The organism is Cyclonatronum proteinivorum, from assembly GCF_003353065.1.
GTDB classification, from domain to species: Bacteria; Bacteroidota; Rhodothermia; order Balneolales; family Cyclonatronaceae; genus Cyclonatronum; species Cyclonatronum proteinivorum.
Genome location: NZ_CP027806.1, coordinates 4,268,111 through 4,294,247, shown reverse-complemented (window position 1 = coordinate 4,294,247; position 26,137 = coordinate 4,268,111). Strand labels below are relative to the sequence as shown.

Genomic DNA, 26,137 nt, shown 5'->3' with positions numbered 1-26,137 from the left:
TGCTGATAGCGCAGGTTTGCCCACTCAAATTGACTGGTAGGTTTGGCTCAAAAAAAGTTACACACAAGTTATCCACATTACGAATTGGATTGTTGGCTGCAAACGAGCATGCGGCTTTTTCCGGCGTAATCGGGTTTTAATGCTACTGAAAAACCGTGTTCGGCGACGGCCTTGCTGATTTCTTCTCCCATTTCTTCGTGTATCTCAACATACAGCACGCCACCGGCCCGCAGGTTGGCTTGTGCAAGGCGCCCGAGTGCGCCATACACACTTCTGACATCCTGATGAAACAGGGCTTCCGCAGGTTCAAATTTGGATACTTCAGCGTCGATGCGTTGCTTTTCAGACAGAGGGATGTAGGGCGGGTTTGAAACAATCACATCAAAAGAAGTCCGGTCATCAGGCAGCCTTGGCTGGAAGAGGTCGTGCCGGAAAAAGTCAATCTCACAATCGTGCGTTGCTGCATTTTTCATGGCAATGGCGAGTGCCCGCTCACTTATATCGGCTGCCGCAAGGCTGAAGTCGGGCCGTTCGGTTTTAAGCGCAATGGCAATACAGCCGCTGCCGGTCCCGATGTCAAGTACACGCAGGTTCTGTCTGTCGGAGATATCATTGCATATCAGTTCAACGAGTTGCTCGGTTTCGGGCCGGGGAATGAGCACATCCGGCCCCACTTTCATTTCCAGCCCGTAGAAATCCGTTTTTCCGGTAATGTACTGAAGCGGTTCATGGGCAGCTCTCCTGAGGAGGGCGGGTTTAAGAGCCGATAATTCTTTGGTGTGTAATAGCCGGTCGAATTGCAGGTAAAGATCGAGCCGTTTACAGCCCAGTGTGTCGGCAAGGAGCCATTCAATGCTCAGGCGGGGCTGATTGATACCTTTACCTTCAAAATAAGCCGTTGCCCAGTCGAGCATGCTGAGCACGGTCCATACTTTTGGCACCGCCGCTTTATCAGGCATTCGCGTCGTTTTCTTCGGCGGGTTTTGTTTCCTGAATGGTGAGTCCAAAACGAACGCTGAACTCTACGATGAGTCCGTAAACGACGTCCTGCACAAGGGGTTCGATGTTATCTGAAGAAGCTGCGCTGCCGCGGAAGCCCATCCTTCCACCGGTCACAACAAAATCAATTTCAATTTTATCGCTCAGCTTGCGAATCAAAACGGTAACCGTTGTACTTGAGTTAATCAGCTTACGGTGTTCTTCATAAATGAAAACACAAATACTATCGCCGGTTTCAGTCACATGGTGATTGAAGGCATACTGAGGTTTCGTTTTTTCCGACAGGTGTTCCGCAAATAGGTTAAGCGTATCCGCGGGGCCGTAAATCAAAAATTTTCTTACTGAATCCATACCTTAATTTTAGGGTGTGCGTTTCGGTTTTTCAGAACTGTGAGCTGCGTCAGCGTGTATAAGAAAGACATTGGTAGGCGGCAAGCTCATCCCCGGTAATTTCGGGCATGCCGCTGGCTTGCGGAATGCTGCACGCGTTGTTTCCATTAGCTTAAGAGTTCTGATGCAGGTATTTTTAAGTTGAAGCGTGTTTATCAGGTAGTAAATGGTATGCCTGAACATCACAAAAAAAATTGAACCACGATATAAAGAAAATAGAACTCAATTCAAAACCCTATTTTTAACTTATGCAACCGAATTTTGGGCTTTCAATACCGGCGCTGTCCCGCTTTTCTTTTTTGAGAGTGCTGATCGCAGTTTTTGCTATCGCTATCGCTATCGCTTTCGCTGATCAGGCGGAAGCCCGCCAAAGCATAGAGCCTGAAATACGGCCCGCTTCAACTTCAGTGAGTCCGCTCGATTTTGATCTGCGTCAGGGCGCTACGTTTAACCTGAACATTACCAATCACGGATTTTCGGTTTCCGGGCAGTACCGCTATGTGATCGGCCCGCACACGCAGTGGGTTAGTGAAGCCGGTTTTGGCACCCTGAATGACTCCCGTGAACAGGCTTTTGTCACCTGGTTTGGTCAGCAAATCATCCCGAACAAATTTAACCGGGTGTTTAATTTTCCGATCATGACCGGTGTTCGGCAGCGCATGCTGGCAAACTATATCGAGGATAATTTTCGCTTCTATGCTACCGGTATGCTGGGCGCGAGCTTCTCTTTTGTGTATCCGTACTTCGAAGATCTGATTTTGGAAAGCGGAGAGCCTGCACAGGTTCAGCTGCCAAGCAGCCGCATTTACGATGTTTTTCAGGGATGGAGCGACGGCAGCTGGCAGACCGGCTGGTCGGGTAAATTTGCGCTCGCTGTTGAATTCGGGCAAACCTTTAATACCCTGACGGCTCTCGAGTTTGGCGTGATGGGGCATTATTTTCCATCCGGCATTCAGATTATGGAACCCAATCGTCTTGTTGAAGGGCCGACAGGGCTTGAGATTGAGCGGGGAACCGGCTTTCCCCCCCAGAAATTTTTTCTGACACCAACCATCACCCTGATGTTCGGTGGTATGTGGTAAGCCGAACGCTTTGCACGCAGCTACATTTTCTTATGAATAATTCAGGCTCAAAATGAAAATTAAAGGCGCTTCGTCGATGTGCTTTTACTGAATTGCGTTATGAAGCAATACGTACCATTTAGTCATTGAACAGTGCTCCGAGCCATTCCTGCGGGGCAGCGAGACTGTCCAGAATCAAATCCGGCTGATGTTTTCTGAGCTCTTCCCGGGTGAACGGGCCTGTTGTAACGGCTACACTTTTGCAGCCAAAGTGCTTGGCACAAGCCACATCCCGCGGCGTATCTCCGATGATGACCATATCTTCAGGCTGAAGGTTATCTCCGATCAGCTGACGTCCGATCTGCCAGGCCACTTCCGGAAGTGCGTTGCGCTCATAGTGATCTCCGCCAAATGCGCCTGTTTCAAAGTACCGGTCGAGTCCGGCCCGGTGAAGCTTGGTGAAGGCCGCTTCGCGGAAGTTGCCGGTAAGAAGGCCTGAGGCGCTACTGTTTTCATAACACCACTCGGCAGCTTCTGCAGCACCGGGTATGGTATCGAGGTCAGCCGGACTGAGCATTTCGTCAAGGGTTTCAACGTACGTTTTCCGGAGTGCTTCAAAATTACTCGTGCATATTCCGTTGGCTTTGAGAAGTTTGGTGAAAATATCCCGGTCGGTGCGCCCCGCGTAGGAGGTCGAGCCGACCTCTATGGTGTCACGGCCCAGCTTTCGCAGAAGCACATCGATGAGGCGGGGCATAAATCCCTGACGTACCTTCACAAGGGTTCCGTCAATATCAAATAAAATAAAAACAGGTCTCATATCGCTTTATTGGTGATTGATTCAGGTGATACAGCACTTTTGGGGCGTCATAGATTTCTAAACCCGCTAAGAGACGGGATAGTTTGAATTTTACGGGAAACGGCAGCTTGGTGCGCTGATGAAAATGGGCAGCATAAGAATAAGGTGATGTTTTTATTGTGTGATGGACCTTTAAATTGATTCGAAATAACAAGCATTTAAGCCGGATGTTTCACATTTACAGGATTCGCAAAAAAGTAAAAACAAATAGCCATATTAGATTATGGGTTACTAATTTCAATCGGAAAATGGTATATTGCAGAGATTTAAGTAATTAAGTCAACTCAATTTATTTTAGGTCTTTGCAGCGGTTGCTTTCAACAGGGAGACTTCAAATCCTGCCGGATTATCAGGCTGAGAGCTGAAACTGTGAAACCATCATTCTAAAAAATAATACCGAATAGCTATGGCGATTATTGAAGACATTGTAGCCCGACAGATTTTTGATTCAAGAGGCAATCCTACTGTAGAAGTAGATGTAATTCTTGAAAATGGTGTTTTGGGTCGCGCGGCGGTACCATCAGGTGCTTCAACCGGCGAGCTCGAAGCTGTTGAGCTCAGAGACGGCGATAAGGACCGTTACCACGGAAAGGGTGTAACAAAAGCGGTCGAAAATGTAAACGACATTATTGCAGATGAACTGATCGGCGAGAACGTGCTGAATCAGGTTGAACTCGACGAACTCTTACTCGAGCTCGACGGAACCGACAACAAATCCAAGCTGGGTGCCAACGCATTGCTTGGAGTATCCCTTGCTGTTGCTGATGCCGCAGCCGGATACCTGGAAATTCCTTTCTGGCGCTATGTTGGTGGGGTGAATGCCAAAGTTCTGCCCCTTCCGATGATGAATATCATCAACGGTGGTTCACATGCGGATAACAATGTGGACTTCCAGGAATTCATGATTATGCCTGCCGGTGCGTCAAGCCTGAGCGAGGCCGTACGAATGGGCAGCGAGGTGTTTCATCACCTTAAAAAAGTATTGTCTTCCAAAGGATACAATACCGCTGTAGGGGATGAAGGTGGTTTTGCACCAAATCTCAAATCGAATGAAGAGGCGATTGAGGTGATTCTCAAAGCCATCGAAAACGCCGGTTACAAACCGCAGGATGACATGCTGATCGCGCTTGATCCCGCAGCTTCCGAGTTCTATAACAAAGAAACAGGTCTGTATGAACTGAAGTGGAGCAGTGGTCAGAAGATGAGCTCTGACGACCTTGCCGAGTACTGGGCTGGCTGGTGCAGCAAATACCCGATTATTTCCATTGAAGATGGTATGGATGAGTCGGATTGGGAAGGCTGGAAGAAACTCACGGATGCCATCGGCGACAAAGTTCAGCTTGTGGGTGACGACCTTTTCGTAACCAACACTGAAATTCTGGCCAAAGGTATTGAGCTCGGCGTTGCCAACTCCATCCTGATTAAAGTAAACCAGATCGGTACGCTCACGGAAACCCTTGACGCTATCGAAATGGCGCATAAGAACAGCTACACCGCTGTTATCAGTCACCGCTCCGGCGAAACGGAAGATACGACGATTGCTGATCTTGCAGTTGCAACCAATGCCGGACAGATCAAGACCGGTTCTATGAGCCGTACAGATCGTATCGCCAAGTACAATCAGCTGATTCGCATTGAAGAGCAGCTTGGTTCGCAGGCGATTTTCCTCGGCCATGAAGTATTTGGATTCTAAGACAAGTACCTGGTCGTTGCCACACAAACGGGTTTGAATGTATTTGCGGCCGCACAGAACTGAAACTTCCGCGGGATTATCATCCACGGAAATAGCGTTCTGTGCCGGTACCCGTATTCAGATCCGGCTGGTCAGCTACACAAAGCTGCCGGCTTAAACGCCTGATTTTAAAGGCTGCACAGCTGCAATTTGCACGCTTGCAGCCTTTTTTATTCACTTTGCCGGGCAGGCAAAAAAACACCCGCACCAATGCTTAAACGGCTCACAAAAAAACCGCGCCGGACATATAGGGTGCGATGAATGCTTTGGAGTCCATTGCATGTTGGCCTGCACACCGGCAAGCCATCCCAAATTTGTAGAAATGAGCAATAAACATGAACATTTATGTAGGAAACCTCTCCTGGGACGCAACTGAAAAAGACCTTGAAACCTTATTTGGTTATTTTGGCGACGTAAAAAACGCCGTCATCATCAAAGAACGAAAAACCGGCCGCTCCAAAGGGTTTGGTTTTGTGGATCTGGAAGATGACGAAAAAGCCCTCATAGCCATCGAAAAACTCAACAACACCATGTTTATGGACCGGGCCATTGTAGTAAATGAAGCCCGTCCGAAAAGTGATTCTGATTCAGAGTCAGTTTCAGATTCTGATTCTGACTGAGTGCGGTACTTTTTCCCCATTCAATCCATCCCTGCCTACAGCCATCAAAGAGCATGATCGTTAACAGCATTACGCTGCAGAACTTCCGCAATCATGAAGACAGCAAGGTAGATTTTGCGCCGGGCATTAACCTGATAACCGGGCGAAATGGCATGGGGAAAACCAATCTCATTGACGCGATTCACTATTTGTGTATGAGCCGGAGTTTTGCCACCGCTTCCGACATGTATGTCGTAAAGCAGGGCAGCTCCGGCTTTTTTATTGAAGCCCGGTTAAGCGGCAGTATTCGCGCTTCCTTTCGGGTTACGTGTACCTACACCCGTGGCGACGGCAAAAAGTTTCTGGTAAACGACAGCCCGCTCGAGCGGCTTTCTGACCTTATCGGTCTGGTGCCGGTTGTCGTGCTTTCGCCCGATGACAAACGCCTCACCAACGAAGGCCCGGCTGAGCGCCGCTCGTTTCTGGATGCGATGATTAGTCAGGTTTACCGCTCCTATCTTACGGACCTCCTCGAGTACCGCCGAATCATCAGGCAGCGCAACCGCCTCCTCTCCATGCGGGGGATCAGGCCCGATATGCTGCAGATTCAGCTCGAACCCTGGAATCAGCAGCTCGCTAAAGCGGGCGCTAAAATTATTGCCCGCCGCCGCACCGTGCTTGCACGCTTTTCCGAATTCCTGGAAGAAAGCTACGCCCGGATTTCCGGTATAGGCCTGAAACCATCCTTCCGGTATAAAACCATTGCGAATTTGCCTGAAGAGGCTTCGGAAGATGAAATTGCCGATATTTTTGCCGGACTGATAGACGAAAATCTCGAAAAAGAAACGGAGCGTCAGATGACCTTATCCGGACCTCACCGGGACGACCTCATTCTCTATCTTGATGAGATGGAGCTTCGCAAGTTCGGCTCGCAGGGTCAGCACCGGCTTTTTGCCCTTGCCCTCAAAATGGCACAGCTCGCGTATTTCAGCGATGTACTCGATGACCTGCCAGTATTTTTGCTGGATGATGTTTTTGGTGACCTTGACCCCGCAAAGGTTAGCATTCTGGCAGACATGCTGAATGCGCATAAAGGGCAGGCCTTTATTACGGCTGCCAATCAGGCACCATTTGAAGGCCTTATTCCGTTTGATACAGCCCAAAACCGGCATTTTACCGTCACAGAAGGCCCCCTCATCCATATATCACAGCCACAGCCTGAGTCTGATGCTTCTGATGATGATGATGATGTACATTTGCCGGATGAATAAGCCCGAAACCATACGCCGGAAGATGCGTGCTTTCGGACCGCTTCAATTAAGTTTGCAAACCTCATGAACCTACAGTCAGCCACTTCCACCACAAGTTTTCGGGTTAAAGCATTTGTTATCAGCCTGTTATTGCTTCTGGCCATTGCTTCTTTTGTGTACACGCAATACCTGATCGGCCAAATACGCGACAACGAACGGGCAAGCACCGAACTCTGGGCCAAAGCTTCGGCCTACATTTCGGTGGAGCAGTATCAGCAGTCGAGAATGCAGCTGCAGCGGATGCAGCAGGAGCTTGATGCACACCCGCTCATCGGGCAGGAACTGAAAAACCGCTGGAACAGCGTCCTAAGCCGTGTGGAATCAGAACTGAGCAATGCCGGACTTGATTTTGTTGCAAACGAAGTGATCATCAATAATTTATTTGAGATACCGTCAGTCGTTGTTGATCAGGACGGTCGGATTGTCCATCACCGTAACATTCGCGACAGCGAACTCGATGAAGGGCTTATTGACCGGTACGCCGGTGTAAATGAGCCCATCATTTTTCTGGTAGGGGAAGGAGAATCACAGGAAATGCAGATGCTGTATTACGGCAACAGCGCACTGGTAAGCACGTTGCGCTTTTTTCCCTACATACAATTTGGGTTGTTAGCACTTTTTCTGGGCCTGGGATATGCCAGCCTCAACAGCATAAAACGTAACGAACAAAGCAAGCTTTGGGTCGGTATGGCCAGGGAATCTGCACATCAGCTGGGAACTCCCATATCAAGCCTGATGGGCTGGATTGAGCTCCTCAAAGAAAGCGCCTCCGATAATGAGTACATGCTGTCCGTTATCCATGAACTCGAAAACGATGTAGACCGGCTGCAGACGATCGCAGAACGTTTTAATAAAATCGGCTCGGAGCCTGAGCTAAAGGTAATGCGCGCAGGACCGGTTATCAGCCATGTTTGCAGCTACATGAGCAGGCGGCTGCCGCAGCTGGGCGGTAAAATTGATTTCAAAAAAGATATCGAAATGCAGGCCAAGGTAGATCTGAACGAGCAGCTGTTCTCCTGGGCATTGGAGAACCTCATAAAAAATGCGTTCGACGCTACAGATGAAGGCTACGTAAGCGTGACCTCAGTGGCAAACAGCGGCATTTTGCACATAGACGTGGAAGACACCGGAAAAGGCATTGAAAGAAAACTGCATAAAGAAGTTTTTAGTCCCGGTTTCAGTACCAAAAAGCGCGGCTGGGGGCTGGGGCTGAGCCTCGCAAGACGCATTATTGAAGACTATCACGAAGGCAAAATTTATATCGCAACTTCGAACCCGGGCAGCGGTACGCGCTTCCGGATTGAACTTCCTGTGAAAACAGAATATTCAATTCTTGAGCTGTAACGCAAATACGATAAAACAAAAAAAGCCCCGGATCGGGGCTTTAAGTTGATATCAGAAAAAAAAAGTGCTGATTGATTAGTCCTGATTGAAACCGCGTTTTTCCGCATAATCCATAAGTCTGACGCGAAGCAGGTTTCTGCCCCGGTGTAGTCTGGAGCGAATGGTTCCGATGGGGACATCCAGCATGTTGGCAATTTCTTCATAGGTGAAACCTTCAACATCACACAACAAAACAACGGTGCGGAAATCTTCCGGGAGTTCGGTAAGGGCTGTTGTGACATCATCATCCATCATTTCCCGGTACATCAGATCTTCGAGGTCAGTCGTTTCGGACTGTTCGCTGCGCACACTCTCGTAGTATTGTGAAACTTCGGAGTAATCTACCTGATGCGGTTGTTTCGACTTCTTCCGGTAATTGTTGATGTATGAGTTTTTCAGAATCCGGAAAAGCCATGCCTTTGCGTTGGTACCCTTTTCATAGCTGCTAAAAAAACGAAATGCCTTTACAATAGTGTCCTGTACGAGGTCTTCGGCATCATTGGGATCGGCTGTAAGTCGCAGCGCGAAATTATAAATAGCATCGAGATGAGGAAGCATCTCCTCATTGAAATCCTGCTGCTTTTGAATTTCAGCACTTGTTAGGTTGGCCATATGATCTGTGAAATCCGGGTTGAAAGCCCGTTTTATAATTAAATAATATTCTAAAATACAAAAAGAGAAACCAAAACAAGAATATTAATTTGGACTCTTTTTAAAGAAGGCAGGCGTCTGACTTTAAAACAAAAGCCAGGATTCAGGTTTTCCTGCTCTGCATAAAAGATTGCTGGAATACAGCGGCAAAAATAATAATGAAAGAAGCCCCTGGCGTAAGGTAATAGGTTACCATGCGATATACATGCATCATAACGTCTGTTAAGCTTATACCCCAAAGGTAAGATAGTATTGCAACTATCCCAAAAATCATCTGAAATAAGACGTGAACGAAAAGGTAGGGTTTGTAGTGTGCAATGAAGCAAAAGAACAGTAGCGGCAGAATGAAGTAAAATCCCCACGGTGTGCTGTAAATCCGTTCGGCCCAGCTCTCATCTACGCGCTCGTAAAGCGTAAAGGTGACGGATTTTGTGGATTCCGGCAAATGAAATCTCCCGGCTTCGGCACTTGCATACTCGGCCGCAACGGGATATACAATATGTTCGGTGATGAGTGCTCTTCCGGGCCTGAGTGCAAAAATGTAGCCTGTTATAATCAATATGAAAACTAGCACCCTGATGTAGCTGAACCGCCAGATACGCTTTTCTGTGGGGTGATGCTCAGCATTCATTTCGGGCATAGGGTTCATCTGAGCTGCATGAGAAAACGGGCATGCGAAGATTTGATGCCCAGCCGGTCATAAGCTTTCAGCGTTTCTTTGATGTCATATTTCACCCTAATAAATTCATGCGTATTCGCACTCAAGTCAATCGTCAGAAAAGAGGCCCGGTAATCTTTGTCGCGCGATTGTCCAACGCTGCCCGGGTTTATCACATACTTGTATCCTTCCTTTAGTCCGAATACACCAAACTCGTTGGCCACGATACCGCCAATATGGGTATGGCCAACGAAAACAATATCGTGTGAAACCTGACGCAGCAACTCATGGCACTTCAGTACGCTGTCAAGATATCCCCATTTACCAGGTTCAAGCGGGTGTGCGTGTGCTGCAATCCAGTTGTCCGACTCAATCGTCATCGGAAGTCCGCCAAGCCATGATTTGTTTTCCGGGGACAGCATTTCTACAGATTTTTTCAGGAGGGTCTGATTCGGTTCCCTAAAAAATTTGAACGACATCGCTCCATTAACAACGGCGTCATGATTTCCTTTCACGGTTTCATACCCGCGCTCCCGAATCAGGTTAACAACCTCTTCAGGGTTTGGGCCATACCCAATTAAATCTCCTAAGCAAATCACCCGATCAGGGCCAATGCGGTCAAGTTCCTCAAGCGTGGCTTCTGTTGCCTGAAGGTTTGCGTGTAAATCTGAAATAACAGCTAATAGCATGTATATAATTGAAATAAATCGGGTAGTCTAATCAAAAATGCTCCTGCGGCTCCGGACGCCCGCTTTGTAACGATAAACCAAAGTCTTGCAGAAATGCAGGAAAAAGTCCGTAATCTGAAATCCAATAACGAGCTGATTTGCCCTGCAGCGGGCAATATTTGAAGCAAATTGCGACAATGAGCAAATTACAAATAATCCTGTCCTTTTGCAGAAACGGTCTGATAAAATACAGCGACATAAGCCCTGCAAGAACATCAGGCCGCTTTGTTGGGTAAATCGTATCTTGATGTGCCAAATAGCATTGCGTGAGAAAAGTATATACACAATAAAATACACATATTTATGAAAAATTTCGCCTTAACAGGCGTAGCCGGCTACATTGCTCCCCGTCACCTTCAGGCCATATATGATACCGGAAACCGGCTTGTTGCCGCTGTTGATGTTCACGATTCTGTCGGTATCCTGGATCGCTACTTTCCCGGGGCTTCTTTTTTTACGCAGTTCGAACGGTACGACCGGCATGCCGAAAAACTCAGGTTTGCGGGGCATCCGGATAAAATTGATCTCGTAAGTATTTGTTCTCCCAATTATTTGCATGATGCGCATATCCGGCACGCGCTCCGTATTGGTGCAGACGCGCTGTGCGAAAAGCCGCTGGTGCTGAATCCCTGGAACCTCGACGCGCTGGAAGAAATGGAGCGCGAGTACGAAAAGAAGGTTTTTAATATTTTGCAGCTGCGCGTACATCCTTCTCTGATTGCCCTGAAGAAGGAGCTTCTTCATAACCCGCCCCGCAAAAGACCATCGGTTCGGCTGAGCTACATCACCTCCCGCGGACTGTGGTACCATTACTCCTGGAAAGGGGATATTTCCAAATCCGGCGGAATCGGAACCAATATCGGGATTCATTTTTTTGATATGCTGATGTGGTTCTTTGGAAGGCCGCGTCAGTCGCACGTTCACCTGCGTGAGCCCAACCGTATGGGCGGTTATTTGGAGTTGGAAGATGCAGATGTGAGCTGGTACCTCTCGCTCGACCGCAATGACCTGCCGCCTTCGGCCGCTGAAAAGGGACAGCCCACTTTCCGTTCGATTACCATTGACGGAAAAGAGCTTGAGTTTAGCGGCGGCTTTACTGATTTGCACACGCGGGTATATGAAGAAACCCTGACGGGTCGCGGGTTCGGTTTAAATGAAGCCCGCCCGAGCATTGAGCTGGCCCATCACATCCGTACCGCACCCCTTAGCGAAAAAGGCGAAAAAAGCCCCTTTCTGAGCTGAGCCAGAATCTTTCCTAACCACCTAAAAACGTCCCTACTCCTTTCCGCATGCGCCGTATTACCAAAATTGACGATGTAATGATTCACGAAAGTGCCTGGGTCGATGCCCCCTGCCGTATCGGGGCGGGTACTAAAATCTGGCATTTTTGTCACATTCAGTCGGAGACCACGATTGGGACCAACTGTGTGTTCGGTCAGAATGTGAATGTTGCCAACGGGGTTACCATCGGCAACAGCGTTAAAATCCAGAACAATGTATCGGTTTATGCAGGGGTTGAGCTGGAAGATGATGTCTTTCTGGGGCCGAGCTGCGTGCTCACCAATGTGACCAATCCGCGCTCGCAGGTTAACCGCAGGGACGGGTATGAGCGCACGCTAATCCGGCGCGGGGCAACCGTTGGGGCGAATGCGACCATTGTTTGCGGGATCACCCTCGGGCGCTACTGTTTCGTGGCAGCCGGAGCTGTTGTGACCCGCAGCGTACCCGATTATGCGCTGATGACCGGCAACCCCGCCCGCCTCCGCGGATGGATGAGCCGGCATGGCCACAAGCTCAGCCTGGATAAGCCCGGCGACAAGGCCACCTGTCCTGAGTCCGGTTTCGAATACGCCATGCAGTCCGATGGCAGCGTGAGGTGCCTCAGCCTCAGCGAAGATGCGCCCCTGCCTGCGGAGCTTCAGACCGGCCGGCTGAGCTACCGCAGTACCGATAATCTGTAACTATACCTCAAACCGGTAGCTGTCGTCTGAAACTCACGTATTCCACCCGACAAATTTTTGCGTCATCGGCCTGGGTCGCTGCCTATCGCATGGTGCGGATGGTGGCGGCATTTGGGGTAGCTGTATGGGTAGCCCGCTACCTTGGCCCGGAACAATACGGGATGCTCAGCTACGCCGTCGCGCTGGTGGTGCTGGTAATGGGAATTACGGGGCCTGGCCTGAAAGATGTGGTAACCCGTCAGCTTGATGCGTTTCCGTTGCGACGTGCAGCTACGATTCATGCTGCCTTCCGGCTCATGCTGCTGCTTAACGCAGCCATGCTGCTCGCCGCCCTTGTTCTGATCCTGCTGCTGCGCCCGGATACGCCGGTGCTTTGGCTGATTACCGGTATTATTGCCATAGGAAACCTGTTCCGGGCTTTTGAAGCCTACGAACTCTGGTACCATTTCCGGCTTAAAATGAGTAGCACGGTGCTGGTTCAGGCGGCTTCATTTTTCAGCTTTGCTTTCATCAAACTCTGGATCATCTGGTGGGATGGCGGCCTGATCTGGATATCCGTTGCAACAGGAGCCGAGCTGGTAGGCTCCGCCTTTGGCTTTTGGCTGCTCTATCAAAAAGATCCCCCGGAAACGCAGGCTCCGCAAACGGGCGGACGCTTTCAGCTTGAAAAACTGATTTTCAGAAAATCTTTACCGGTGATGGGCGGCCTGCTGTTTATGACCCTGCTGTTTAAAGCGGATCAGCTCATGCTGGGCCGGCTTTCCGGGGATGCCGAAGTCGGGTTTTATGCCATTGCAGCGCAGTTTTCCGAATACTGGCTTTACCTTGCGGCGGCACTCGTACTGGCTTCCTATCCCAATCTGCTCGAATCCCGCAAGCAAAGTGAAGCGCGTTTCGGGCGGGAGCTTTCTTCCCTCATCGTGCGTCTTTTCTACGGCGCCCTTGCCATCACGCTGGTCGTGAGCCTGACCGGGGAGTGGCTGATCGGCTTTTTTTTAGGGGATGCGTTTGCACCATCGGCCGAAATGTTGCGCATTCACATCTGGGCCGTCGTGTTTATTTTTATGATTGAGATGCTCAAAAAGTATTATGTTATTGAACATCAGCTCACCGCTTACATCAAGATTTCTGCCACTGCTGCGCTGCTCAATATAGGGCTCAATTTTTGGCTCATACCGCTTTACGGCGGCATTGGGGCCGCATGGGCTACGGTTGCGGCATACAGCGCAGCCGGATACGGCCTGCTCTGGCTGTTTCCGGAAACCCGTACGGTCGCGCGCCTGATTACCAACGCTGTATTATTTCGGTCAACATGACAACCTCATCCACTGTACTGATTTTAGCCTCCTCCCGTTCGGTGCATACCCTGCGCTGGGCTACGGGCATGCAGAAATTGGGCTGGCAGATACAGCTGCTCACCGCCGATCCCGATGAGCCCCATGACTACGGCAGTATTCCGGTGCACCGCCTGAAACACAGCGGCAGATTTACCTACCTGCGCTCTGTGGGCCTTCTCCGTAAGCTTCACAAAAAAATCAACCCATCGCTGGTACATGCTTTTTATGCGACGAATTACGGACTGCTTGCTGTGCTTGCCCGTGTACGGCCGCTCCTTTTATCTGTGATGGGCACCGATGTATTCAGCTATCCGCAGAAAAGCTATTTTCATTTGATGGGGACCTCAGCCATACTGAAGCGGGCCGATTGCGTGGCGGCAACGAGTCAGGTCATGGTCCGGCGGGTGAAGTGGTTCAGGGGAGGTCCGGAATCTGTAGTCCATACACCGTTTGGGGTGGACCTGTCGCGGTTTAAGCCTGATCCGCAAGCTCAGACGCAGGATGAAAGCCGGCCCTTCCGGATTGTAAGCGTGCGGCACCTCGAATACAAGTACGGCCTTGATGTGCTGATCGAGGCCGCTGCCCTGATTCACAGGCAGCACTCGTGGCTGCGCTTCAGCCTTGATATGTACGGGGAAGGGGCGGAGCGCGCCGCACTCGAAGCGCAGATCGAAGCCAATGGCCTGACCGGCATTGCACGCTTGCCCGGACCGCTGGAACCTGAGCGGATACCCGAAGTATTGCAGCGGGCAGATGTTGCCGTAGTTCCGAGCCGCGAAGAGAGCTTTGGGGTTGCTGTGCTCGAAGCTTCCGCCTGCGGACTGCCTGTTATCGGAAGCAAGGTGGGCGGCATACCGGAAGTCCTCAAAGAAGGGGAGACCGGACTGCTGTTTCCCAGGCAAAATGTTGCGGCGCTCGAAAGCTGCCTGCTGCGCATAGCTTCTGAACCCTACACCCGACAGCGGTTTGGCGTTGCGGGCCGTCGTTTTGTGGAAGCTACCTACAGTGAAGACGCCTGCCTGCAGCGCATGCACGCCCTTTACACCCAACTAACCCAGTGAAAAAAACCAACTGATGGAACCCGTTTTTTTTGAATACATTCCGGAATTAAATCAGGCTCCCGAAATGCGGGAGCTGCTGCTCGAATACGGAACCATCCGGCGCTACGAGCCGGGGGATGTCATCCTCGAAGAATACAGCCGGATCCGCGCCATTCCGATCGTGACCAAAGGCACCATTAAGGTGCTGCAAACCGATGATGACTACCGGGAAATGGTGCTTTACTATCTGCAGCCGGGTGAGAGCTGTATCATGTCGTTTTTGGGCGGCATACATGATGAAAAAAGCAAGATTCGCGCAGTCGCAGAAGAGCGAAGCGAGCTGCTGCTGATCTCCGTGGACAATATGATGAAGCTCATCCGGGAGCACCCCATGTGGCTGAACTATGTTTTCAGGCTGTACCACAAGCGTTTTGAAGAGCTGCTGGAAGTCCTCAACGCGGTATCCTTCAAAAAGATGGATGAGCGCCTGCTTGCTTATTTACAGCGCCGGGCCGAAGTTACGGGAAGCCGGGTGCTGTATATCACACACGAGCAAATCAGCACCGAACTCGCTACGGCACGCGTGGTGGTTTCCCGCCTGCTCAAGCAAATGGAAAAGGAAGGCCTGGTAGAGCTGCATCGCAACAAACTGATTCTGAAAAGCTGATTTTTGTACACCACCTGTCTTTCCCTTATGCTGATTTTGGCGTAAATTAACTGACTAAACATAAGCCGAAGTAGCTCAGCTGGTAGAGCAATTCACTCGTAATGAATAGGTCGTCGGTTCAAGTCCGATCTTCGGCTCAGACCAATATTGCAAACCCACTATAAGCTGTGTTTTATAGTGGGTTTTTTGTTAGGGTTCCGCAAAAAAGCAGGATGGGCATGGGTTAAGCAGCAGTGCAAGGTTCACTTTTCCTAATTTTTATTAGAGGTGGGTTCTAAGGTTGGCGTTTTTAGATTTAGGCAAAACTACCTTTAACTGAATACTTTATATATTCAGACAAGTCAGTCCCTAGTCTCGGAATTTTGGAGAGATACTAACGGTAGTGTTGCGTCTCCCCTTATCAACCTTGTAAGATCAATTGGAGGCAGAATAAAATGGGCAAATCGTGAGCCGGTCAATTTTTCGTATAGAATACCCCGCATTGTACCTACTGCTATAACCCCCATGTGAGATGCAAAGTCAAGTGGTATTATAATTTCTTGCTTCTCTTTATTTACCATCAAGGCCCAACTCTTCTCCTCCATTTCAAACCGCAGGCTCACCGCAAGCTTAATAAACGGTTTACTGTCCTGCTCAAAGCGAATCGATAAGCTAATGCCAAGTACATGCTCAGTTTCGAGAAGCCCAAAATTAATTTCAGACGTTAGCTTAATTGGGTCTTTCTCATTATAATTCTCTTCAAGAATAGCAAACTCGTCAGTTCTTATGCCCGCTATTCTAAACTTGAGCGCTGTTTTTTCTGCTTTGCTCATGATGCTTGGCTTAAATATAATGAATCAAATGTAGTTGAATCTGAACAAAGTAACTCTTCATCTTTTAAAGGATTTCCATAGTATTATAGCTTACCGGTTGGAGATACAGAAACAGGCTGATAGCTAACTTGAGATTTTTTTTCAGCTATGTTGATTAGCTCCGCGCCAAGCGCCATTTCAATTTTAGAAATGGTTTCCAGCGTCAGATTTTCTTTGCCTTTAACAATTTTGCTGACCTGCTGCGGTGACACTCCCAGCATTGAAGCCAACTTTTTTTGCTGCATGCCCTTTTCCCGCAATACGGATAGTATTCTTAAAGCAATTTCTTGAGATTTGCGCAACCAAGCTCTGTTTGCCTTCCTTTCTCTTGCCGCATTTAGCCAGTTGCCGTTATCAGATTTCAGTGAATCAGTGAACTGCTCTACTTTTGATTTTTTCATAATTCTAATTCTAAAAATTCTATTTCGTCTGAACTGAAGTTCTGGTGCCTTAAATAACGCATCACCTGGTCCAGTTTATCAAGTTCGAGTTTTGTATGAGGCCTGTCTTGCATCGCCCGCGTTAATTTAATAGCCCCACCGGTAACGATTATCGTATCTCCCTTTGCATAATCTCTTAATCTTATACCATACAAACGCAGTGGTATGCGCTTGGATGGTCCATAAAGCTTGTTGAGAATGTACTTTTGGGATGAATCAGGGTTAAGATGCAGAGGTTTGAATTCCTGAAGGAAATCAACTAATCCGCTTTCAGCATTGTCGAGTATTCTGTCTTCAAGGTAAGCGGCGGCATCGATTACTTCGAGCACAGCTTCTTGAATGGTTAGTGTTTTGAGATCGGCTGCATTGTCTGAGAAAAAGGAGAAAAGTGCCTCAGTGTCATTCCAGAAAGTGAAGATTTTGCTGAACTCCGTTTCTTCAGCATCTCCATACCGAACACTTAGTAAGTGATTATTTCTGTCAATAATACGTATTACTTCCATTTAAATCAACCTACAGGTTTACTGCTGTCGTTCACCTCTTTGCCTTGTTCAAAATATAATATCGAAATCACTTATAGGCTTGATTTCCCCTAAATTAATTTAGAAAGCTCCAGAATTACGCAAATTGCCCTGATTTATCATAGTTAAAGCGGAAATTTACCAATTATGCGTGTAGCACCCCATCACCATCCGCAAACTTTCCCCTATTACGTCCCCCTTTAGGAGGTTTCCGCTTTGGTCGGTTACGTTGACTTTCAGCATGGTGCAGCAGCTTTGACCCTTTTCGGTTTGAAAGCGTCCTGTAACGCGGGTGTTTGACCCGGGGTAAAGCAGTATGCCGTGACTGCTACCAAATAGCTGGTTGTAGGCATAGATTTGGCGTAGGTCGTTGTCTGAGGGGCCGGAGTCAGTGGGTGTTTTCCACTTGGTATCAATAATAATTCTGCCCGATTGCTCGTCCAGCGGATCCAGAATGATATCCGGCTTCAGTCGCTTCCGGCTCTGAGCTGAGCGCCAGAATACCCTGCTCTGCTGCGCCATCACCCTGTAGCGCTGCGAAAGGTGGTGCTTCAGAACTTTCACCACGAACAGCTCCCAAAGCTGATTCATGTCGAACATCAAGGCCAGGATGTGGTTGTTGCCTTTAGAAATATCGGGATGGTAGTTCAGTAGTATGAGCCTCGCGATTGCAAGCGCCTCGGCATATCGCTCGGTTTGACGATTGAGCCGTATCCGACGGAGCTTCTCCTCTGTTATACGCTGATCCGAAACCTCATCGAAGCAGAGCTGCTGCCGCATTACGCGGCTTCGCAAGTCTGTGCGTATCGTAATCAGCGACAACACACGGAGGGTTTCTTTAAGCACCTGATTCAGGATGTGATTGTGATCGTAGGTGCTGTATGCTGCATGAAACCGCTCTTTGTGGATCAGATTATCGCGTATCTGTCCCGGCATGTGAAGCCTGCCCCTGAGCGCCGTTTGATTTTCGGTGACCTTACGGTACTTTTTGGACAATCCCTGATGGGTGATACGCTCGCACTCATTCAGGAACAGCTCGATATAGAGATCAAAAATTGAATTGCGGTTCAGGCGCAGGCTGGACTTCGACGTTACCCCGGCCTCAATGCCGGTCACTGTACGAAGCATGCTGATCAGTACATTCCGCCAAACGATTTTGTCAGCCCCGGCCCGATCAGGCTTTGGAAGGACTTCTATTGTAGTGCCTCCGACCTGAATAACGCCCACAAACTGATTAAACTTTACCCCTTTATGCAGCAGTGAAAAATAGGGCGTGCCGTTAGCACCGTGGTACAGCACTAACTGCTCAAACGTGTTTTTGGTTAACGGGGAGCCCTCTCTGACCAGCAACCGGTCGTGTTCAAACACCGTTATGATATTCTCCCTGCCCATCTGCCGTTACTCCGGCTTGTTGAGCAGTGTCAGGAGCGCGGCTTCAAATGCCTGATCGCTGGTTCTCCAAGCGTCAGTAATGTGCCAGATTTCACGGTCATCGAAAACGCTGTCATCGTAATCAGAAGCCGCAAATCCGACAGACTGCCCGTTCTCTTTCCGCTCCACAAACCCGCGACCAAGCACAAGCTGAATTTTGCCTTTATCACCATAAAAATACTCCTCCAGCAGCGGGATAATGTTATGCTGAAAAACCGTGCGCAAATCTGCACTGCTGCTGACTTTCATAAAGTAAGAATGACCAATCAGATGATCTTTGTCGAGCAGTTTCTCTATCCGGTTATTGATTGTACTAAGTAGCTCGTAAAGACTGATGCGGGTTTCCCGAACCATCACCTCTCCGCCATTTTCCTTTGAAGCGCCTTCTTCTGCGATGAGGCCCGGCTTTGGCGGCAGCTCCTCAAAGGAGAACCTGCGCCTAAGAGCCGTATCAAGCGCCTCCACGCTGCGGTCGGCGGTGTTCATGGTGCCTATGATGTGGAGATGAGCCGGCACGCTGAATTCGGTTTTGGAATAGGGCAGAATCACCCGAAGTTCTTCATCCGCACCTTTCCGCTTATCCGGCTCGATCAGTGTGATGAGCTCTCCAAATATCTGTGCAATATTCCCCCGGTTGATTTCATCAATGATGAGCACCCGGTTCCCGTTTACAGCTTCCCGGCAAATCCGTTTGAATACCCCGTCTTCGATGGTATAGGTAAGCTTGCCGTCTTTTTCAACCGGCTTGATACCTTCCACAAAATCCTCGTATGTAAAGCTCTGATGAAAGGTGACAAAGACAATTTTCTTTTCCTCAGTATCATCCCAATCGGTAATCAGCAGCTCAGTGTACCGCCTGATGAGTGCTTGACGGTTTCCTTCATTTTGCTGGTAAAACGCCGGATCCACAATTTGTAGCGCTTTATTGACTGTATGGTATGTCTTCCCGGTACCGGGTGGTCCGAACAGAATTTGGTTGAGGGGCATTGGCTGCGTCTTATTATTCATATCGTCTATCTGTTTGGGGGCTGCTGCAGGTTCACGCTCATTATGGACCCAAAAGTCTTTTTTTGAAGCACAGAAGATCACATCCTGTGTTAGAATATGGTTGCTCTCGTCTTTATAGTGTTTCTCATTCCTTAATGATTGATGCTTTTCAATCACTCCCGGATTTTGCTCAATAAACTCTCTGACTTTATCACAAAGCAGAAAATAGTTTAATATGTTTTCCTCGCTACGATGTTTTGGAGCAGGTCCAATACCCGTAAGGCCGTAGAAGCTTTTGTACATAGTATACTTGTACAAATAGTATTTCTCAGGATATTTGCAGGCAAGATAAACAGAAATAGCTCTATCATCCTGAAAATGGTTTTTGTCTTCTTTTTTAATTTCGGATAGTCGGGTTTGCGATTTTCGTTTAAAAGATCTGATTCTACTTAGTAGATCACGAGACTCATCATAAAGATCACGAAACATATCACGCACTTCTTCGGGCTTATTCAAGATGAATTCCAACATCATCTTTCTTGGGAAATATTTTCCGCTTTCCCACAAATTGCAGTTAGGCGGCTGGAAAGACAGTGCGAACATATCCTGAAAATCCTCAGCCTCAATATCCCAGTTTTCCTGAAAATTTTGGACAGCTTCCCATTTATACAACTCTTCATAGTTTGGATTATCCAAAAAGCTTGAGTACTGATTCAGGAGTTTATTTAAACTTATTTTGGCCTCCTTCTCTCTAATCTCAAATCCCATCTCCTTCAAATAACGATTGGTTGGTTCACCTCCACTACGCTCCCATAACAGCTCTCCGTTCATCTGCTCGTGTGCATACCGCATAATTTCCTTCGGTGGATATGCTACGCCATCAATAATCACATCATATCTTGTAGATGTGTTTACGGCAATATTTTCCTCCCTGATTTTCCGAACTGCAGCTGCGACGTGTTGACGGGTGATATTGGTGGGTTGGAATGGCATTGGTAGGAATATCTTAGGTGTTTAAGACGAAGTAAGGGAAAATTACTTGCTTATGAACTCATACTCTGTAGTTGAAGATTTTTTTGTGAATTTTGCTGGCATTGTATAATGCTCAAATGACAAATCTCAGAAGCCTATTTTGCTTTCCTAATCTCTTTAACCACAAAAACTCTCGACACATCGTTTTTTAGGTCAAGAGTTACTTCATCGCCTACCGATGCATTCAAGAGCGCCTGGGCAAGGGGTGCCTTCCTTGCAATCAGTTTTTTCTTATCATTAGTATTATTGATTGTTATGGTCACTTCCATATTCTTGCTACGCTCTGATTTCTCTTGATATATAACCGTATCCCCGACTTCCACTACTTCTTTTTCTTCAAGTTGGGAAATGGTTTCATCTATGTCTTCAATATCACCAATTACAGAACCAACAATAGGAGTCTGAAAACCAGAATCTTGCACCTCACCTTTGGAAGTTATTGTTACCCAAGGTTCCCTGTTCGCCGATGTGTACTCTGTATAGGTTTCCAATGAGTTCAAAAAGCTGATCAGCTTAGCAGTTTCAGCTTCAGGGTTTCTAAACCAATCCGTTGACCAAATCCTCCAAATCTTATTTTCCCAACCTAAAGACTCAAGCACTTCCTGTCTTATTCGATCCCGATCTCTAGCTGATTTGGCAGAATGGTATTGTGCACCATCGCATTCAATGGCGGCCATGTAGGAATTTCGTGATTTGGGATTTTTTACTGCTATATCTATTCTGTAACCAGCTACGCCCAACTGCGGAGTTACATCAAAACCATGCCTTTCGAGAACTTTTATAACCGCCCTTTCGAATTCACTATCAGGCTCCATTCCAGTATTCTGACCCTGTTCCAACACACCAGTTTGGATATATGCCAAATACTGCTGCAATACTTTGGATCCGTCATGAGTAGCTCTGTCTGTAAGAATATCAGAGGGAAGTAGTGAAGTTACTACGGTAACAGATTTTCTGGCTCTTGTAAAAAGCACATTTAGTCGCCTCCATCCATCGGGATTACTAATCGGACCAAAATTCTGCCTTACAACTTTAGTTCCTAGTGCTTTACCGTAAGTGGTAGATATAATTATACAATCACGCTCATCGCCCTGAACGTTTTCAAGGTTTTTGATAAAAATCGGCTCTGCTTGATTATTCCAGTGCTCCCAGACTTCATCGTCATTAATTAGCTCAAGTTTTCGGGTTTCGAAAATTTCAGATATCAGCTCCTTCTGCTTGATGTTTAGCGTTACCACGCCAATTGAATCCTTGCTTTTTTTAAGCATATGTTCAATTAACATGTCTGCCACTTTGATGGCCTCTTGCTTATTTACCTGATTCTCATAAACCGCGTCTTTTAAATAAATAGCACTTAAGCCAAGATCGTCGCTTTGCTCACGGGGGGAAGGGAAAACCAATAGCTCATTATCATAGAATTTTAGGTTAGAGAAAGCAATCAAACTGTGGTGTTGAGATCGATAATGCCACAGCAGTTTTTTGACAGTTTTAAATTGCGACCGGCATAAATCTAAGATGCTTTCTGATTCCGCTACAGTTTCTTCACTATCGTCATCCGTGCTATCATTCATCCTGTTAAAAAAACTCGTAGGGGGGAGCTGGTTCGAATCTCCAACCACAACTAGCTGTCTGGCTCTGGCAATTGCTCCTATTGCATATTCCGGCTTAAGCTGTGAAGCCTCGTCCATAATCACTATGTCAAACTCAATTACTCCAGGCGTAAGGTACTGAGCTACGGCTTGGGGACCCATCATAAAACAGGGTTTAAGCTCCTGGAGCGATTTCGGTGCTCTGTTAATTAGTTTCCGGACAGTTACCCTTGGACGTTTCTGGGGTAATAGGAGTTTGATTAGCCCCATTTCTGTCTTTTCATCGACTATGGGGCTGTTACTTCCTTTTGGAGGATATGCATTAAATAAACAATGACCATGAACTTCATTTCTTCGCCAGCCTTCCAATTTTTTATCCAATCTCCTGAAGTCCGTACGGATATTGTTTAACTCGCTGCCATGGTATTTGCCAAACCCATCAGACGGTGAATATTCATTTTTCAGGATTTCATTAGCATAAGCAAAATCTACCATTGCCTCCGCACGACTCTCAGTAAGCAAACCCTGCTCCGCAAGCTCAATAAAGTTTTGGAGATTCAGACTGCTTGCTTTTTGCCTGAAGATAGCATATGTATGATTGGGCTCAATCTGCTTAGCGTTGTCCAAAATTAGGTTGCACCTGTGAATAATGCAGTTATGCTCATTAGCACCAGGTGAGGCAGCATTCGTAATGAACGCTTTGCGATTGGTCTTACATAATGTATCTAAAGCATTGAATTCCTCATCGAGAACCTGATACTCCTGATGTATTTTTGAGAGAATCTCTTCTGCTTCTTTTACCTGAATAAACAAATTATCAGTAACCATACCTGTCCGTATGGACTCACTAATCTCAGAATTCGATAATTTTTCAATTTGATAAATTAATTCCTCAATAGGATTGACATTTGTTTTTGATCCTCTAAACTCTTCACCAAACAGAACCGGGTACTCTGGTTGAGATGTTATATCCGATTGTAATCGCTTTATCGATTCGTATGCATTCATAGCTTTTTGAATATGCTCGGGACATATGGAAGGCTTCACGTAAGTTTCAATCCATTGAAACCTTCTATTTAGCCATGTGTCGATAATTGCTACACTCTTCAGGAATACCGTGTAGTCTACTTGGTTTGATAAGACAGGATTTTGAAACAGTTCATTTAGTTGACGCTCAATTAAAATAACCTCTCTTATCTCTTCCTGTACCGGATACATTTTGTCTTTTAATTCCCTTATTGCACTTCTTACAAGTCTTACAGCTTCTTTGTGATACAGGTTACCTCTAAGCGAATTGTACTTCTCGTTCCAATCGATAAGATCCGATAGAGCTTCAAAATCAATATTCCCGAAAGGATTGTTTTCTTTAGTAAAGTACTCTTTAACTAAAGATCCGGTATTAAAGCTTTCTATCTCATTTAGAATTCTGGATAGCAATTCAAGGTCTTTTAGGCGCTTATCTGAGTCAACAGTCTTTTTAGATTTTGATATCTGTTTATGGCTATTTACTGCATCTCTCCACCTTTTCTGGAAAATCCGGTACCATTTATTTCCCTCCCTTAGCACAGAAATTGCTTTCTTGATATCTCTTTCAGGAGGAAGTATATCCAGATAGAATATATTGCCTAAGGTTGTCCACTGCCTCTTGATGCTCCTGTACGTGTCAATAATTTGCCTGATATCATCGAGGTTACTTTTGCCCACGAGTTGAGGAGACTGATATCTGAATATTTCACTATTTGAGCTAAGGATATGATCAACAAATAAGTTTAAATGCTGTATGTCCGAGCTATTTGTGATTTCTCTGACGCCGATTGAGCTGAGCTTTTGGTTAAGACTGTCAACTTTTGCATGCAGTGTCGCACAATGTGTAATAAAAACTTCTCTTTGCCTGCCAATTTCACTAATTGGCAGTTTATCGAGGTTTAGTTCAGCAAAATTACTTACAGCCTCATTTACTTCTGAATAAGGTATAGCTACAAAATCTTTGCTTATATTGAAGTATGAGGAAACTGTGTTGTTAAACTCATTTAAATCATTGAGTTGCTTTTGCAGAGTATAAAAATGGTGTCTTACGTGTGGTTTTAAAACGCCATTTTCACATAGCTTTGCAGTAATATTATATGGCAATGACTCCGGCATAGATTGGTGAAAACAACGAATTTCGCCTAATTGCTGACTCCAATAATGCCTGCCTGCATTGTAATAGTCGACGTTGTATTTATCATCAAATTCTTCAATAGTACCCCCAAGCTTTGCAGCCGCATTTTTAAGCCTTTCAACAACATTAAACAACTTGGAACTGTCAAAAAGATTGAGGTCAGGGAGATATATTCCAAAAAAAGGGTTTTTAGAGCCAACAGTGCCAACCTGCTTATAGTAAACGGCAAGGCTTTGGAGTACTTTTTTGATCTTGTTCAACTGCTCGAATGATAAGTCAACCGCATTTTCCAATTTTAAATGCTCTATTTGCTCAGCAATCTCTATAAGCTGCTGCCTGCTATATTCTTTTTTCCAGACTAACTCCTGAACAGTGAAATCAATCCTGCTATTCACTTTGTGTTGAAGAGCTGTGGAGTAATTCTTTAGTTCAGCTCTTTTTTGCTTAAGTTCTTCCTCTCCAAAGCTATTTTGGACTTTGAAGCGATTGCTTTTAACACGTCGCTCAATATCCTTCAGTACCTCTTTCCTGTTGGTTTTATTACTGTGGAGTTCGAGTGTAAAAATGCCAAGCCCGGCTTGTTCGAGACGTTTTCGCACAACCTGGAGAGCTGCTAACTTCTCAGACACAAACAGAACCTTCTTTCCGTTTTTTAGACAGGTTGCGAGAAGGTTTGCAATCGTTTGAGATTTACCCGTGCCAGGAGGACCTTCAATTACCAAATTCTTTTTATTGTAAATAACCTCCATTATCGCACTGTGCTGCGAACTGTCAGCATCAAATATCAGCGGTACCTGATCACCTTTTTCACTTTCCACATTGTTTTCTTCGAAGATATCCGGCGTCAGGTCGTTTTCGTTTTCCCCTTTTTCGCCAAAAATCTGTGTGATAACCTCATTTTCATACAGCCTGTTTTCTCTACCCCTTTTATCCCACTTTTTAGGATCTAAGTCCTTGTACAGCAGCATACTTGAGTAGCTGAGTAAGCCTATTGACGCAAAAGGCTTAATTTCAAAATTCCGCTTATCTCTTATAACCTTCTCAATCTTGCTAAAAAATTGCTCAAAGTTAATCTCATCTTCAGGTAAATCGGGGAAATCGATGTCAAAATCATCCAAAAGCTTTTTCATTAGCGACAGGTTCTCCGTTATGTCTTCTCCTGTGTAAGAAATGCTGTATTTGATCTTACCTCTCTTCTTTTCCTTTGTGATTGAAATCGGAATGCTTAGAAGCGGTGCCTGATACAAGCGCTCACCGTCAGGTCGGTCAGGGTATTCGAGAAAACCCATAATCAGGTAAAGCATATTTGAACCTGTTTCCTCTATGCCCAACCTTGCTTCCCTTTCGATCTTGCGAAGAAGAGTGCCTAACTTGTGTTCGTATTGCAAAGCCGATAACTTATATGCGTCCTTTTCATCTGATTTCAAAGGGAGTGTATAATCTGTATTAACGCCTTGAATTGTAGCCCAGCTTTTTTCATCCGGGCGCTGCATTCTCCCATTACGCGACACATAGTCTGACTCATCAGGCTCAGGCAGTGCTTGTATATCAATAGACTTACCATCGTTGATTAAACGGTCATACACATTTTGAAGAGCTGCATTAGCCAGCTGTAATGACCTGCCTTTGGTATGTTTGAAGTTAATTAAACGATTGAATCCACTCAGGTCAATTAGTTTATCCTGAAGTCTGTTTATTGCTTCAATAATGGTATTTCTTTCATTTGTTGCCATAAATAAGTACTCATTTA

The 26,137-nt window shown here is 46.7% G+C and carries 23 protein-coding genes and 1 tRNA gene; 11 read left to right on the top strand and 13 right to left on the bottom strand.

Annotation, left to right across the window (positions count from 1 at the left end; translation table 11 throughout):
• Nucleotides 1-77: 77 nt before the first annotated feature.
• Both prmC and CYPRO_RS16380 read right to left on the bottom strand, forming a co-directional pair.
• Nucleotides 78-959 (bottom strand): peptide chain release factor N(5)-glutamine methyltransferase, encoded by an 882-nt coding sequence (gene prmC, locus CYPRO_RS16385; protein ID WP_114985640.1) that lies wholly within the window; start codon nt 957-959, stop codon nt 78-80.
• On the bottom strand, nt 952-1,350 hold the full coding sequence (locus CYPRO_RS16380) for a hypothetical protein (protein WP_114985639.1): 399 nt from the start codon (nt 1,348-1,350) through the stop codon (nt 952-954). Before CYPRO_RS16380 ends, prmC begins: the two co-directional genes overlap by 8 nt.
• Nucleotides 1,351-1,637: 287 nt before the next feature.
• On the opposite strand from CYPRO_RS16380, the gene CYPRO_RS16375 reads away from it, so the two are divergent.
• Nucleotides 1,638-2,471, top strand: coding sequence for a hypothetical protein (locus CYPRO_RS16375; protein WP_114985638.1), 834 nt, complete (start codon nt 1,638-1,640; stop codon nt 2,469-2,471).
• Nucleotides 2,472-2,589: 118 nt separating this feature from the next.
• On the opposite strand, the gene CYPRO_RS16370 is transcribed toward CYPRO_RS16375, so the two are convergent.
• Nucleotides 2,590-3,270 carry an HAD family hydrolase gene (locus CYPRO_RS16370; protein WP_114985637.1) on the bottom strand — a complete coding sequence of 227 codons (681 nt, stop codon included), beginning with the start codon at nt 3,268-3,270 and terminating at the stop codon, nt 2,590-2,592.
• Between the two features lie 445 nt (nt 3,271-3,715).
• Between CYPRO_RS16370 and eno the strand changes: the two genes are divergently transcribed.
• From eno to CYPRO_RS16350, 4 genes are all read left to right on the top strand, one after another.
• Entirely contained in the window at nt 3,716-5,002 is a 1,287-nt protein-coding gene (gene eno, locus CYPRO_RS16365) for a phosphopyruvate hydratase (RefSeq protein WP_114985636.1), read from the top strand.
• A 374-nt stretch (nt 5,003-5,376) separates the two neighbouring features.
• Nucleotides 5,377-5,661: an RNA recognition motif domain-containing protein gene (locus CYPRO_RS16360; protein WP_114985635.1), complete on the top strand. Its 285-nt coding sequence runs from the start codon at nt 5,377-5,379 to the stop codon at nt 5,659-5,661.
• A 53-nt stretch (nt 5,662-5,714) separates the two neighbouring features.
• Nucleotides 5,715-6,911 (top strand): DNA replication/repair protein RecF, encoded by a 1,197-nt coding sequence (gene recF, locus CYPRO_RS16355; protein WP_114985634.1) that lies wholly within the window; start codon nt 5,715-5,717, stop codon nt 6,909-6,911.
• Between the two features lie 63 nt (nt 6,912-6,974).
• Nucleotides 6,975-8,294 carry an ATP-binding protein gene (locus tag CYPRO_RS16350; RefSeq protein ID WP_114985633.1) on the top strand — a complete coding sequence of 440 codons (1,320 nt, stop codon included), beginning with the start codon at nt 6,975-6,977 and terminating at the stop codon, nt 8,292-8,294.
• A gap of 75 nt (nt 8,295-8,369) precedes the next feature.
• On the opposite strand, the gene CYPRO_RS16345 is transcribed toward CYPRO_RS16350, so the two are convergent.
• The 4 genes from CYPRO_RS16345 to CYPRO_RS16465 all read right to left on the bottom strand — a co-directional run bounded on the left by CYPRO_RS16345 (nt 8,370) and on the right by CYPRO_RS16465 (nt 10,626).
• Complete coding sequence (locus CYPRO_RS16345) at nt 8,370-8,945, bottom strand: sigma-70 family RNA polymerase sigma factor (RefSeq protein ID WP_114985632.1); 576 nt, start codon at nt 8,943-8,945, stop codon at nt 8,370-8,372.
• Nucleotides 8,946-9,087: 142 nt separating this feature from the next.
• Nucleotides 9,088-9,624: a hypothetical protein gene (locus tag CYPRO_RS16340; protein WP_124245651.1), complete on the bottom strand. Its 537-nt coding sequence runs from the start codon at nt 9,622-9,624 to the stop codon at nt 9,088-9,090.
• Nucleotides 9,625-9,629: 5 nt separating this feature from the next.
• Nucleotides 9,630-10,331: a metallophosphoesterase family protein gene (locus CYPRO_RS16335; RefSeq protein WP_114985630.1), complete on the bottom strand. Its 702-nt coding sequence runs from the start codon at nt 10,329-10,331 to the stop codon at nt 9,630-9,632.
• Between the two features lie 31 nt (nt 10,332-10,362).
• On the bottom strand, nt 10,363-10,626 hold the full coding sequence (locus CYPRO_RS16465) for a hypothetical protein (RefSeq protein WP_124245650.1): 264 nt from the start codon (nt 10,624-10,626) through the stop codon (nt 10,363-10,365).
• Nucleotides 10,627-10,673: 47 nt separating this feature from the next.
• Between CYPRO_RS16465 and CYPRO_RS16330 the strand changes: the two genes are divergently transcribed.
• The 6 genes from CYPRO_RS16330 to CYPRO_RS16305 all read left to right on the top strand — a co-directional run bounded on the left by CYPRO_RS16330 (nt 10,674) and on the right by CYPRO_RS16305 (nt 15,512).
• Nucleotides 10,674-11,612 carry a Gfo/Idh/MocA family protein gene (locus CYPRO_RS16330; protein ID WP_114985629.1) on the top strand — a complete coding sequence of 313 codons (939 nt, stop codon included), beginning with the start codon at nt 10,674-10,676 and terminating at the stop codon, nt 11,610-11,612.
• A 47-nt stretch (nt 11,613-11,659) separates the two neighbouring features.
• Nucleotides 11,660-12,331 carry an acyltransferase gene (locus CYPRO_RS16325; protein WP_114985628.1) on the top strand — a complete coding sequence of 224 codons (672 nt, stop codon included), beginning with the start codon at nt 11,660-11,662 and terminating at the stop codon, nt 12,329-12,331.
• A 2-nt stretch (nt 12,332-12,333) separates the two neighbouring features.
• Nucleotides 12,334-13,647, top strand: coding sequence for a flippase (locus CYPRO_RS16320; RefSeq protein ID WP_333473008.1), 1,314 nt, complete (start codon nt 12,334-12,336; stop codon nt 13,645-13,647).
• Nucleotides 13,644-14,729, top strand: a complete 1,086-nt coding sequence (locus CYPRO_RS16315; RefSeq protein ID WP_164682883.1) for a glycosyltransferase — start codon at nt 13,644-13,646, stop codon at nt 14,727-14,729. Before CYPRO_RS16320 ends, CYPRO_RS16315 begins: the two co-directional genes overlap by 4 nt.
• Before the next feature lie 13 nt (nt 14,730-14,742).
• Nucleotides 14,743-15,375: a Crp/Fnr family transcriptional regulator gene (locus CYPRO_RS16310; RefSeq protein ID WP_114985625.1), complete on the top strand. Its 633-nt coding sequence runs from the start codon at nt 14,743-14,745 to the stop codon at nt 15,373-15,375.
• A gap of 64 nt (nt 15,376-15,439) precedes the next feature.
• Nucleotides 15,440-15,512: transfer RNA gene (locus CYPRO_RS16305), tRNA-Thr, on the top strand.
• 204 nt (nt 15,513-15,716) lie between these two features.
• On the opposite strand, the gene CYPRO_RS16300 is transcribed toward CYPRO_RS16305, so the two are convergent.
• The 6 genes from CYPRO_RS16300 to CYPRO_RS16275 all read right to left on the bottom strand — a co-directional run bounded on the left by CYPRO_RS16300 (nt 15,717) and on the right by CYPRO_RS16275 (nt 26,120).
• Nucleotides 15,717-16,187, bottom strand: a complete 471-nt coding sequence (locus CYPRO_RS16300) for a hypothetical protein (RefSeq protein WP_114985624.1) — start codon at nt 16,185-16,187, stop codon at nt 15,717-15,719.
• An 83-nt stretch (nt 16,188-16,270) separates the two neighbouring features.
• Complete coding sequence (locus tag CYPRO_RS16295) at nt 16,271-16,627, bottom strand: helix-turn-helix transcriptional regulator (RefSeq protein WP_114985623.1); 357 nt, start codon at nt 16,625-16,627, stop codon at nt 16,271-16,273.
• Nucleotides 16,624-17,169: a hypothetical protein gene (locus tag CYPRO_RS16290; RefSeq protein WP_114985622.1), complete on the bottom strand. Its 546-nt coding sequence runs from the start codon at nt 17,167-17,169 to the stop codon at nt 16,624-16,626. The genes CYPRO_RS16295 and CYPRO_RS16290 overlap by 4 nt, the downstream gene beginning before the upstream one ends.
• A 156-nt stretch (nt 17,170-17,325) precedes the next feature.
• A complete protein-coding gene (locus tag CYPRO_RS16285; RefSeq protein WP_164682881.1) occupies nt 17,326-18,555 on the bottom strand; it encodes an McrC family protein in 1,230 nt (409 codons plus the stop codon).
• Between the two features lie 30 nt (nt 18,556-18,585).
• Entirely contained in the window at nt 18,586-20,598 is a 2,013-nt protein-coding gene (locus CYPRO_RS16280; protein WP_114985620.1) for an McrB family protein, read from the bottom strand.
• Between the two features lie 134 nt (nt 20,599-20,732).
• Nucleotides 20,733-26,120, bottom strand: a complete 5,388-nt coding sequence (locus tag CYPRO_RS16275) for a DUF4011 domain-containing protein (RefSeq protein WP_114985619.1) — start codon at nt 26,118-26,120, stop codon at nt 20,733-20,735.
• Nucleotides 26,121-26,137 lie beyond the last annotated feature (17 nt).

Bases quoted from the DNA above. Each gene is read 5' to 3' on its own strand.
- prmC (WP_114985640.1), bottom strand. From the start codon at position 959: ATGCCTGATAAAGCGGCGGTGCCAAAAGTATGGACCGTGCTCAGCATG.
- CYPRO_RS16380 (WP_114985639.1), bottom strand. From the start codon at position 1,350: ATGGATTCAGTAAGAAAATTTTTGATTTACGGCCCCGCGGATACGCTT.
- CYPRO_RS16375 (WP_114985638.1), top strand. From the start codon at position 1,638: ATGCAACCGAATTTTGGGCTTTCAATACCGGCGCTGTCCCGCTTTTCT.
- CYPRO_RS16370 (WP_114985637.1), bottom strand. From the start codon at position 3,270: ATGAGACCTGTTTTTATTTTATTTGATATTGACGGAACCCTTGTGAAG.
- eno (WP_114985636.1), top strand. From the start codon at position 3,716: ATGGCGATTATTGAAGACATTGTAGCCCGACAGATTTTTGATTCAAGA.
- CYPRO_RS16360 (WP_114985635.1), top strand. From the start codon at position 5,377: ATGAACATTTATGTAGGAAACCTCTCCTGGGACGCAACTGAAAAAGAC.
- recF (WP_114985634.1), top strand. From the start codon at position 5,715: ATGATCGTTAACAGCATTACGCTGCAGAACTTCCGCAATCATGAAGAC.
- CYPRO_RS16350 (WP_114985633.1), top strand. From the start codon at position 6,975: ATGAACCTACAGTCAGCCACTTCCACCACAAGTTTTCGGGTTAAAGCA.
- CYPRO_RS16345 (WP_114985632.1), bottom strand. From the start codon at position 8,945: ATGGCCAACCTAACAAGTGCTGAAATTCAAAAGCAGCAGGATTTCAAT.
- CYPRO_RS16340 (WP_124245651.1), bottom strand. From the start codon at position 9,624: ATGCCCGAAATGAATGCTGAGCATCACCCCACAGAAAAGCGTATCTGG.
- CYPRO_RS16335 (WP_114985630.1), bottom strand. From the start codon at position 10,331: ATGCTATTAGCTGTTATTTCAGATTTACACGCAAACCTTCAGGCAACA.
- CYPRO_RS16330 (WP_114985629.1), top strand. From the start codon at position 10,674: ATGAAAAATTTCGCCTTAACAGGCGTAGCCGGCTACATTGCTCCCCGT.
- CYPRO_RS16325 (WP_114985628.1), top strand. From the start codon at position 11,660: ATGCGCCGTATTACCAAAATTGACGATGTAATGATTCACGAAAGTGCC.
- CYPRO_RS16315 (WP_164682883.1), top strand. From the start codon at position 13,644: ATGACAACCTCATCCACTGTACTGATTTTAGCCTCCTCCCGTTCGGTG.
- CYPRO_RS16310 (WP_114985625.1), top strand. From the start codon at position 14,743: ATGGAACCCGTTTTTTTTGAATACATTCCGGAATTAAATCAGGCTCCC.
- CYPRO_RS16300 (WP_114985624.1), bottom strand. From the start codon at position 16,187: ATGAGCAAAGCAGAAAAAACAGCGCTCAAGTTTAGAATAGCGGGCATA.
- CYPRO_RS16295 (WP_114985623.1), bottom strand. From the start codon at position 16,627: ATGAAAAAATCAAAAGTAGAGCAGTTCACTGATTCACTGAAATCTGAT.
- CYPRO_RS16290 (WP_114985622.1), bottom strand. From the start codon at position 17,169: ATGGAAGTAATACGTATTATTGACAGAAATAATCACTTACTAAGTGTT.
- CYPRO_RS16280 (WP_114985620.1), bottom strand. From the start codon at position 20,598: ATGCCATTCCAACCCACCAATATCACCCGTCAACACGTCGCAGCTGCA.
- CYPRO_RS16275 (WP_114985619.1), bottom strand. From the start codon at position 26,120: ATGGCAACAAATGAAAGAAATACCATTATTGAAGCAATAAACAGACTT.